General features: G+C 71.0%; 10 protein-coding genes and 1 riboswitch. Of the genes, 8 read left to right on the top strand and 2 right to left on the bottom strand.

The features are described 5' to 3' along the window. Positions 1 to 1,425: DEDD exonuclease domain-containing protein (locus tag QM634_RS02345; RefSeq protein ID WP_415041164.1), on the bottom strand; the 1,425-nt coding region annotated here is incomplete at its 3' end. Positions 1,426 to 1,640: 215 nt separating this feature from the next. Between QM634_RS02345 and QM634_RS02340 the strand changes: the two genes are divergently transcribed. From QM634_RS02340 to QM634_RS02320, 5 genes are all read left to right on the top strand, one after another. Then, entirely contained in the window at positions 1,641 to 1,862 is a 222-nt protein-coding gene (locus QM634_RS02340) for a hypothetical protein (RefSeq protein ID WP_415041163.1), read from the top strand. Between the two features lie 119 nt (positions 1,863 to 1,981). Continuing rightward, positions 1,982 to 2,149, top strand: a riboswitch (cyclic di-AMP (ydaO/yuaA leader). Between the two features lie 11 nt (positions 2,150 to 2,160). Beyond that, positions 2,161 to 2,895 carry a C40 family peptidase gene (locus QM634_RS02335; RefSeq protein ID WP_415041162.1) on the top strand — a complete coding sequence of 245 codons (735 nt, stop codon included), beginning with the start codon at positions 2,161 to 2,163 and terminating at the stop codon, positions 2,893 to 2,895. Between the two features lie 105 nt (positions 2,896 to 3,000). After that, positions 3,001 to 4,038, top strand: coding sequence for an NlpC/P60 family protein (locus tag QM634_RS02330; RefSeq protein ID WP_415041165.1), 1,038 nt, complete (start codon positions 3,001 to 3,003; stop codon positions 4,036 to 4,038). Positions 4,039 to 4,076: 38 nt separating this feature from the next. Next, positions 4,077 to 5,414, top strand: a complete 1,338-nt coding sequence (locus QM634_RS02325) for a peptidase MA family metallohydrolase (RefSeq protein ID WP_415041161.1) — start codon at positions 4,077 to 4,079, stop codon at positions 5,412 to 5,414. Beyond that, entirely contained in the window at positions 5,411 to 6,565 is a 1,155-nt protein-coding gene (locus tag QM634_RS02320; protein ID WP_415041160.1) for a glycosyltransferase family 4 protein, read from the top strand. The genes QM634_RS02325 and QM634_RS02320 overlap by 4 nt, the downstream gene beginning before the upstream one ends. A gap of 6 nt (positions 6,566 to 6,571) precedes the next feature. On the opposite strand, the gene QM634_RS02315 is transcribed toward QM634_RS02320, so the two are convergent. After that, positions 6,572 to 8,380 carry an AMP-dependent synthetase/ligase gene (locus QM634_RS02315; RefSeq protein WP_415041159.1) on the bottom strand — a complete coding sequence of 603 codons (1,809 nt, stop codon included), beginning with the start codon at positions 8,378 to 8,380 and terminating at the stop codon, positions 6,572 to 6,574. A gap of 131 nt (positions 8,381 to 8,511) precedes the next feature. Here QM634_RS02315 and QM634_RS02310 point away from each other — a divergent pair, with 131 nt between their 5' ends. The 3 genes from QM634_RS02310 to QM634_RS02300 all read left to right on the top strand — a co-directional run. Beyond that, positions 8,512 to 8,937 carry a hypothetical protein gene (locus QM634_RS02310; protein ID WP_415041158.1) on the top strand — a complete coding sequence of 142 codons (426 nt, stop codon included), beginning with the start codon at positions 8,512 to 8,514 and terminating at the stop codon, positions 8,935 to 8,937. Continuing rightward, positions 8,930 to 9,367, top strand: a complete 438-nt coding sequence (locus tag QM634_RS02305; protein ID WP_415041157.1) for an SRPBCC family protein — start codon at positions 8,930 to 8,932, stop codon at positions 9,365 to 9,367. Before QM634_RS02310 ends, QM634_RS02305 begins: the two co-directional genes overlap by 8 nt. Before the next feature lie 74 nt (positions 9,368 to 9,441). Continuing rightward, a partial coding sequence (locus tag QM634_RS02300; protein ID WP_415041156.1) for an ArsA-related P-loop ATPase occupies positions 9,442 to 10,168 on the top strand: 727 nt, incomplete at its 3' end.

The following is a 10,168-nucleotide window of genomic DNA, read 5'->3' as shown; positions in this document are numbered from 1 at the left end:
CTCGAAGTGCTCGGCCGCCGCGGCGGCGGTCACCGCGTCGACGAGGGAGCGCAGCGCCTCGTCGGAGGTGCCGGCGATCGTCGCCAGGGCGGCGCGGACGCGCGGGAGGTAGTCGACCACCGATTCGGGGCGGTCGGTCGCCGCCGCACAGTCGCCCACGCCGTCGCTCGGGTCGCACCAGTGGAAATCGACGCGCGCCCCCAGGCGGGTCGTGCAGGAGCGCAGCCCGACCGCCCGGGTCAGCGCCTCGGCGACCGCCTGCGCGTCGGCGCGGCGGGGCACCGGCCCGATCGCCGTCGCGAAACCACCGGACGGCTCGATTGGTGGTGTCCGGCGCACGATCAACCGGGGAAAGCGCTCCTCGGTCACACAGACCCACCAGCCGCGGCGCGGTTGGGTGGAGCGCCGGTTGTAGGCCGGGTTGTGGGCGGCCAGGAGGCGCAGTTCCCGCACTCCGGCCTCCAGGTCGTGTGCGCACACGACGTGGTCGACGCGGTGGGCGAGGGCGACCATCTCGGCGATCCGCGGGCGCGAATCGCCGGAGAAGTAGGACTGGACGCGGCGACGCAGGTCGACGGCGGTGCCGACGTACAGCACCTCGTCGGAGGGGCCGCGGAACAGGTAGACCCCCGGTGCGCGCGGCACGCCGTCGGCCAGGCGGCGCTTGGCGCGTTGGGCGGGGGTGGCGCGGGGCAGGAACTCGAGGAGCTCGGCGAAGGTGCCGACGCCACGGTTCCCGATCCGCCCCAGCAGCCCGTGCAGGACGTCAACGGTGGCCCGCGCGTCGTCGAGGGCGCGGTGGGTCGGGGTGGTCGACGCGGCGAAGATCCGCGCCAATTCGGACAACCGCACCGACGGCGCCTCGTCCCGGGGCAGCACGCGGCGGGCCAGGGCGACCGTGCACAGAGTCGCGGGGAAGTGCCAGTCGACGCCCAGGCGCGCCGCCGAGGCGGCCAGGAAGCCGAGGTCGAACCGGGAGTTGTGCGCGACGAGCACGCTGCCACGGGCGAACTCGATGAAGGAGAGGAGGACCTCGTCGATCCGCGGGGCCGCCGACACCATGGCGTCGGTGATGCCGGTGAGGGTGACGATCTCCGGTGGGATGCCCCGCCCTGGGTCGACGAGGGTGGCGAACTCGCCGATCACCTCGCCGCCGCGGACCTTCACCGCACCGATCTCGGTGATCGCATCCCGGTCGGCGCTGCCGCCGGTGGTCTCGAGGTCGAGCACGACGAACGGCGTGGTCGCGAGGGACTGCTCGATACCGCCGCGCACGCAGGAGGCCATCTCGGCCGCCTCGGCGCGGGACGGCGGGCGTCGGTGCGATCCGGCGCCCCGAGGTCGCGGCGCGACATCGGGGAGCCCGACATCGGGGAGTCCGGAGTCGGTGAGCGAGAGTTGCCCGGCGGGGTCCGTCACGGCCATGAGGCGAACATTAGTTCGACCCCCCGACATCGCTTCGTGACCTTTCGGCGCGCCGCGACGATGTCAGGGGTCGCCGTTAGCGTCGTCGCTGATCGGGTTGGTCGAACCCGGTGTGAACGCACCGGAAACCGCCCGAAACGTCGAGATGAGATGGAGATCACATGAGGATTGACTGCGAGACGTGCCCCGGGCGGCCGTTGGCGTGCGACGGCTGCATGATGAATCTGTTGGTGCATGAGGGTTCAAGCTCATACGCAGGAGAAACGCAGGAAACCCCCAGCATCGGGGAGCAACGCGCCGACCTGCTGGTGGCGATTGCCAATCTGCGCGAGGGGATGCTCGTCACCCCGGCCGAGGCGCGGGCCGCCGCCGGGCGCATCGGCCCACGTCAGGGGGGATTCGGTCGTCAGCTTTTGACCATCGTGCGAGCAGGGTAGGCTGTGACGCTGGCTCTCCGACTCGACGAGTTTTGCGGGAACGTTGGACATTCGGCCCACGTTTTCGTAACCTTTTCGAGACATTTGCGGAACGTCACGCTTCAACAGAAGTGATCCGCGAGAGTCAATCGCTGAGTCGCCCCGCGAGGGGCGAGCCGGGGACCCACCTGGGGCCGCAAGGTCCCGCCGGGGTGAATCGCCGCGTCTGATACAGCCGTCAGGCAACGCGTAGGGCATCTTCCAGCCCGAACCCGACAGCTAACCCGGTAAGCGCAGGGAGACGAAGGAGAACTTTCTCGTGGCCAAACATCGTTTGGATCAGCCCAGCCGCGGCACCAAGGCGGCGAAGGGTGCGGTTATCACCGGCGCCATCGCCATGGGTTCCATTGCCGCCGGCCAGGCAGCTGCAGCGCCCGTCGCTGTTCCGCATGTCGGCAACATCGAGCTCGGCGCCCTCGGCGACCAGCTCACCCAGCACAAGCACGATGCCAAGAAGAAGGGCACCAAGGGCAAGGTCCTGAAGGTCCGGAACGCCAAGAAGGGCAAGGCCGCAGCCAAGAAGGCAGCGCCGCAGGCCCAGGTCAAGGTTCCCGGCGCCGGCACCTTCGCCATCCCCGGCATCAACCAGAACCAGATTCCCAAGGAATTCCAGCCCGGCGCCAAGGGCGGTATCGCCCCGCAGGTGCGCCAGACCGTGGCCGACAAGGCCGTGATGAACGCCAAGAGCAAGATCGGCTCGCCGTACTCCTACGGTTCGGCCGGCCCCAACGCGTTCGACTGCTCGGGCCTGGTCTACTGGTCCTACAAGAACGCCGGCAAGACCATCCCGCGTGACAGCTACGGCCAGCTCCACGGTGGCAAGGCGGTCGCGTACAAGGATGCCAAGCCCGGCGACGTCCTGATCTTCAACGGTGGCAGCCACGCCGGCATCTACGTCGGCCACGGCCGGTTCATCCACTCGCAGACCTACGGCGTCCCCGTCCACGAGGACAGCGTCAAGACGTGGGCCCTGACCGGCGTCCGCCGCTACTGAGGCTCGAACAGCTTGTGAGGTGGGCGGACGTCCCGGGGTTCACCCCGGGGTGTCCGCCCATACTCGTCTCTTGGGAGTCGTAGAAGTATGAGAATCGTGAACCCCGTGAATTCGGGCAAGCACCGCGGCGCAGCAGCCGCCGCGGTCACCGCTGCCCTCGTGTCCTCGGTCGCCCTGTCGACGGTCCCGTCGGCGCAGGCCGTTCCGGCCCGCAACGCCGGCCAGCTGGTCGCCGATTACAAGAAGCTCAACGTCGAGGCCGAGCGCTCCGCCGAGGCGATGAACAGCGCCACGATGGAGTACAACACCCAGAAGGGCATCGTCGAGAAGGCTCGCCGCGCCGCCGCCGCGGCCCAGAAGAAGCTGGACTCGACCAACGCCGAGCAGGAGCGCCTGCAGGGCCGCGTCGACGGTGTGCTGCGTGCCAGCTACCGCGGTGCCCGCGTCAACCGGCTGTACTCGCTGCTGGTCAGCGACTCACCGCAGCAGATGCTCGACCAGATGTCGGCGCTCGACATCATCTCGCACGACGCAACGCGCAACCTCAAGGACCTGACCCGCGTGCGTGCCGCCGCGGTGCAGACCAAGCAGGATTCGGCCAAGGCCACCGCCGACGCGAACGCCGCGATCGCCAAGGTCGAGAAGACCCGCGCCGACCTGCAGGCCAAGCGCGCCAATCTGGCACTCCAGGCGGTCCAGATCCGCGCCGTCTACCAGTCGATGACCGGTCAGCAGCTCGCCGAGCTGCGCGGCCCCAAGTTCGACTTCAACCCGAACCTCGTCCCGAAGGGCACGTCACCGGCGCTGGTGGCCGTGCAGGCCGCGCTGTCGCGGATCGGCGATCCCTACGTGTGGGGCGCGACCGGCCCGAACCAGTTCGACTGCTCGGGGCTCATGGTGTGGTCGTACCGCCAGGCGGGCAAGGCGCTGCCGCGCTCGAGCCAGGCCCAGATGGGCGCCGGCGTGCCGGTCAGCCGCAACGACCTCAAGCCCGGCGACCTGATCCTCTACTACTCGGATGCGCACCACGTCGGCATGTACGTCGGTGACGGCTACGTCATCCACGCGTCGACCTTCGGCGTGCCCGTCAAGGTCGTCCCCGTCGACGGCGCCGGCCCCTACCTGGCCGCTCGGCGAGTCTAAGCCCGGCTGTGGGGGCGCGCGGGCGGTGCGCCGTTGCGGTGCTGCTCAGCGCCGCCGTGCTCGCCGGCTGCGGTGACCCGTCGACCGGCGAGGACCCCTCCTCGTCGGCCACGACGACCACCGACGTCTTCCAACAGCAGCGCACCGACGGCGTCAACGCGCTGTTGGGCAAGCTCGACAAGGCACTGCTTCGCGGCGGACCGACTGACCTGGCACCGCTTCTGGACGCCTCCGCGTCGCCGGAATTCCGGCGACGCCTGCAGGTGATGCAGGCCAATCTCAGTTCTGCGGCGCCGGCGCGCCCCGGCAACGGGCCGACGAGGGTGCGGTATCGGACCTTCGAGCACTACCTGGGTGCCGCGGACGCCGAGGAACTCGTCCCCGACTCGGTGGCGGCACGATTGTCCGCGCAGGGCAGCAGTGACAACTGGGTCACTCCGGTGCGGTTGAGGTTCGCCCTCGGCGGCACGGGGGTCCCCGGACTCGACGAGCCCGACGTCGAGGTGGACAGCCCGCTCGTCGTCGCCCGCTACGACGACGACTGGAAGCTGGTCGGCGACATGACGGTCCTGCGGCGCCCGGCCGGCGGGGTCGGGCTGTGGAGCTTTCCCGGTGTCCGGGCCGCGGCGGCCGCCACCGCGGGCGGACAATCGGTGATCGCGTCCTATCCGGGAGCGGAGGAATCGGCGGCGAGGGTCGCGGCCCTGCTGCCGGGCGCCGTGCGCGCCGTCAGTGACTTCTGGGGTTCGACGTGGCCGCGTCGGGCCCTGGTCGTGGCGACCGCGACGCCCGAGCAGTTCACCGCCCTGGCGGCCAGCGGTGGCGCCGATGTCTCGGCCGCCGCTGCGGCGACGGTCTACACCACCCTCGACGTGCCCAACCACACGGTCACCGGCCAGCGGATCGTGCTCACACCCGCCGCGCGCGACCTGTCGCCGGCCCTGCTGGACGTCGTCTTGCGCCACGAACTCAGCCACGTGGCGGTTCGCCTGGCCACCCGCGTCGACACCCCGCAGTGGCTCGCCGAGGGCGTCCCGGAGTATGTCGGGCGCAAAGGCACCTACACGCAGTTCGCCGACGCGGCCCCCGACCTCGCCGCGGCGACCCGGACGGGGACCCCGCCCGCGTGGCCGTCCGACGAGGACTTCACGGTGGACTCGGCCCGAGCCGCCCTGGCCTACCAAAGTGCCTGGTCGATTGCCGCATTCGTGGCGCAGCGGTACTCCGAGGACGTGCTGCGCAAGCTCTACCTGGGCGTTGCCGGCGCCGTTGACGACAACGCGGTGACCGCCGCGTTCGGCGACTCGGTGGGCATCGGCCGGGCCGAACTCGAGCGCCAGTGGCAGGCGTGGGTGCGGAAGCAGTCCGGCGGATGACGCGCCCGGAGACGGCGCCGATCGGGCGCACGTTGCTGATCACCAACGACTACCCGCCGCGGCCCGGCGGGATCCAGTCCTACCTCCAGAACCTGGTCGACCTGCTGCCGCCCGACCAGGTCGTCGTGTACGCGCCGCGGTGGCGGGGCCGGTCGCACGTGGAGTTCGACGAGGCGGCGCCGTACACCGTCGTGCGGCATCGGACGACCCTGATGCTCCCGACGCCGCTCGTCGCGCGGCGGGCGGCGCGACTGGTGCGCGAGTACGACATCGAGAACGTCTGGTTCGGCGCGGCGGCGCCGCTGGCGCTCATGGCGCCGGTGGTGCGGCGCGCGGGGGCCCGGCGCATCCTCGCCTCGACCCACGGACACGAGGTCGGCTGGTCGATGCTGCCCGTCGCCCGCCAGGTCCTGCGCGCCATCGGGGACAACACCGACACGGTGACCTTCGTCAGCAAGTACACCCGCGGCCGGTTCGCCGCCGCCTTCGGCCCCGACGCCGCGTTGGAGTACCTGCCGCCCGGCGTCGACGTGCGGCGCTTCGCCCCCGATCCGTCAGCCCGACAGCGCATCCGGGAGCGCCACGGGCTGGGGGAGCGGCCGGTCATCGTCTGCCTGTCGCGGTTGGTGCCGCGCAAGGGACAGGACATGCTCATCCGCGCGCTGCCCGAGATCCGCGAGCAGATCCCCGACGCGGCGCTGCTGATCGTCGGCGGCGGACCGTACGCCCAGACCCTGCACGACCTCGCCGCGGCGAGCGGGGTCGACGAGCACGTGGTCTTCACCGGGTCGGTGCCCGGCGCGGAGCTGCCGGACTATCACAACGCCGCCGACGTCTTCGCGATGCCGTCGCGCACGCGCGGTGGCGGCCTGGACGTCGAAGGACTCGGCATCGTCTACCTGGAGGCGTCGGCCTGCGGCATCCCGGTCATCGCGGGCGACTCGGGCGGCGCGCCGGAGACGGTGATCGCGGGGCGCACCGGCCTCGTCGTCGACGGTCGATCCGTGTCCCAGATCGTCGAGGCCGTCGTGGCGGTGCTATCCGATCGGCAGCGCGCCCGCCGGATGGGTGCGGCGGGCCGCGAGTTCGTCGAGGGCCAGTGGCAGTGGCCGCAGATCGCGGCCCGGCTCGTCCGCCTGCTCACCGACTGAGCGACGTCAGCGGGTGTAGATGTCGGCGATGTCGGCGGCGAACTTCTCGGCCACGACGTTGCGCTTGACCTTGAGGGTCGGCGTCATCTCGCCGCTCTCCTCGGTGAAGTCGACCGGCAGGATGCGGAACTCCTTGATGGCCTCGGCGTGCGACACCGTCTTGTTGGCGTCGTCGATGGCGGTCTGCACCTCGGCGCGCAGCGCCGGGTTGTCGACGAGCGCGGGGATCGGCGTGTCCGCGGGGATCGAGTTGCGCGCCTTCCACGCCGCCACGGCCTCGGGGTCGAGCGTCACCAGTGCCGCGATGAACGGCTGCTTGTCGCCCACGACCAGCGCCTGGGAGACGAGCGGGTGCGCCCGGATCACATCCTCCAGCGGGGCCGGCGAGACGTTCTTGCCGCCGGCGGTCACGAGGATCTCTTTCTTGCGGCCGGTGATCGACAGGAAGCCGTCGCGGTCGACCTTGCCCAGGTCGCCGGTGTGGAACCAGCCGTCGGTGATCGCCTCGTCGGTCGCCTCCCGGTTCTTCCAGTAACCGGTGAACACGACTCCGCCGGAGAGCAGGATCTCCCCGTCCTCGGCGATGCGCACCGCGTTGCCGGCCACCGGTCGGCCCACCGTGCCGACCTTGACCGCGCCGGGGGTGTTCACCGAGAACGCCGCGGAGGTCTCGGTCAGGCCGTAGCCCTCGTACACCGGGATCCCGACGCCGGAGAAGAAGTGGCCCAGCCGCGACCCGAGGGGGGCGCCGCCGGAGATGGCGAGGTCGCACTGCCCGCCGAGGGCGGTGCGCAGCTTGGAGTAGACCAGCCGGTCGAACAGGGCGTGCCGGGCCCGCAGGCCCAAGGGCACCTTGCCCTGCTCCTTGGCGGCGTTGTAGGCGATCGCCGTCGCTGCGGCCGCGTCGAAGATCTTCCCCTTGCCGTCGTCGTGGGCGTTCTGCTGTGCGGTGTTGAACACCTTCTCGAAGACGCGCGGGACGGACAGGATCAGCGACGGGTGGAACCGCCCGAATTCGGGGACGAGGTTCGGGATGTCGTTGAAGAAGCCGACCGAGACGCCCGCCCGCAGCGCGATCAAGGTGATCGCGTGGGCCAGGACGTGCGCCATCGGCAGGAACATCAGCAGGCGCCGGCCGGGCACGAGGTGGGTCCGCAGGCCCCCGGCGAGCACGCCGTCGACCTCGCTGAGCAGGTTCGAGTGTGTGAGCATGACGCCCTTGGGGCGACCGGTCGTGCCCGAGGTGTAGATGAGGATCGCCGGGTCGTCCGAGTGCAGCGCCGATCGGCGGGCCGCGACGTCGTCGTCGGACACATTCTGACCCGCGGCGATGAGCTCCTCGATGGCACCGGGGGCACCGTCGAGCGAATCGATCGACCAGTGGTGGGCCAGTTTCTTGGCGGTCGTGGTGCCGTTGATGATGGCGCGATGCGCGGCGGACTCGGCCACGATGCCCACCGCCTCGGAGTCACTGCAGATCCAATCGATCTGCGTGCCCGACGAGGTCTCGTAAATCGGCACGGTGACTGCGCCGGCCGTCCAGATGGCGAAGTCCAGGATCGGCCACTCGGTGCGCGTCGCGCTGAGCAGGCCGACGCGGTCGCCGGGCTTGATGCCCTGGGCGATGAAACCCTTCGCGATCGCCGTCACGCGCTCGACGATCTGCCCGGCGGTGATCGGTTCCCAAGCGTCGCCGACCTTGTCCAGCACCATCGGGTGGCCGGGTGCGGTGGCGGCCCGGTCGAAGATGATGTCGGTGCAGTTGGCTGCGGCACCGATGGTGAACGAGGCGGGGACGGAGTACTCGGAGGGCAAGGGAGGCCTTTCGCGCGGAGACTGGGCGGCGTTGATCATGGTATCCGCGTCGGCCGGGGTGGGATCGGGTGGGCGCCGCGGCTCCGTGGGTGCGCGGGAGTGCCTCGCCGCGGTATGTGAAGCTAGAGGGCGTGAGCAGTATTCAGGTGGCCGACCAAACCTTCGTCGCCGCGGCGCCGGAGACGGTCGCGGCGGTGATCGGCGACCGGTCCGCCTGGACGCGGTGGTGGCCCGACCTGCGGTTGACCGTGGTCGAGGACCGCGGCCCGGCCGGGATCCGGTGGACCGTCGCCGGACCGGTCGACGGGACCATGGAGATCTGGTGCGAGCCGGTGATGGACGGCTTCGTGCTGCACTACTTCCTGCACGGCGAGCCCACCGGACGGCTGCCGCGCCGGCCGCGCAGACTCTACGATGAGTTGGCCGAGATGAATCGGGCCCGCCGGGTGGCGGGCAAGGAGATGGCCTTCGAGGTCAAGCGGCGACTCGAGCAGCACCGGGCCGCCGGTGACCCCGCCGTCACCGCCGAGCCGGGAACAGGAGGGGTGCGTGGCTGACCACACTGCGCAGTCCATCGTCATCAACGCCGAGCCCGAGGCGATCATGGCGGTGATCGCCGACTTCGACAACTACCCGCAGTGGGTGTCGGCGGCGCGCGAGGTGACCGTCGTCGAATCGGGTTCCGACGGGAAGGCGCGACGGGTCCGCTTCGACCTGGACGCCGGCGTGCTCAAGGACGTCTACGTACTCGAATACGACTGGGCCGGCGACGGCTTGGCCGTCAGTTGGGAACTGGTCAGCAGCAACCTGCAGCGCGCGCAGCGCGGTCGCTACAGCCTGGTCGAGCAGGCCGTCGGCTCCACCAAGGTGTCCTACGAGCTCATGGTGGACCTGCAGGTGCCCATCATCGGTCAACTCAAGCGCCGTGCCGAGAAGGCGATCATCTCGTCGGCCCTGGACGAACTCAAGAAGCGGGTCGAAGGCTGATCGATCTCACGCCCATTCAGCTCGTCCTCGGTCCGGGCGGGGCCGGGGTCTCCCTCGTCGCCGCCGCAGGGGCGGTGGCGAAGCGGCGCAGCGCGACGTCGTCGACCGGCCTCCTCGAGGCCGCGCCGCGCGGGACGCTGTTGGTGACCCTCGACCGCGACACCCCGGTGCCCGGCCTGGTGGGGGTCTATCCGTCCCGCGGTCGGGTGGTGCCCATCAGCGCCGACGCCAGCCTGCTCGCCCTGGACCCGCTCGGTGTGCTGGAACCGGCCTGGTCCCGGTTCACCGAGGCCCTCGGCGGACTTTCCGGCGGACCCGCGCTGCCGGCGGTGTCGGTGCTCGCCTCGATCGCGCCCGGCGAGTTGACCTCGCTCCCCGGCTTCGAGGAGCTGTTGCTGTGGCGGCGGATCCGCGACGAGGCCACCAGCGGGCGGTGGAAATCGGTCGTGGTGGACTGCTCCGGCCTGGGGGACCCGTTCGCCCTGCTGCGCGCCCCCGCCGCCCTGAGTCAGACCCTCAACCGGCTGTGGCCCCGCCACCGGCGGCTCGCGGCGGCCGCCGAGCGGCCACTGCTGGCCCGCGCCAGCGCGGCCGTCGACGAGCTGGACCGCGACTGCCGCGACGTCGTCGACCTGCTCAGCGACCCTCACACCACGGCGGCCCACATCGTCGTCGACTCCGGCGAACGGGGTCGGCGCCTGCTGCCCCGGATGGCGGCGCTCGCCGCGCTCACGGCGCTGCCGGTCCGCGCCGTGTGCGGCAACGACGGCACCGCCCCCGCGCCCCTCGACGGATTCGACG

Origin of the sequence: Gordonia sp. (in: high G+C Gram-positive bacteria), from assembly GCF_047606305.1 — a bacterium.
GTDB lineage: Bacteria > Actinomycetota > Actinomycetes > Mycobacteriales > Mycobacteriaceae > Gordonia.
This window is presented reverse-complemented; position numbering and strand designations above follow the sequence as displayed.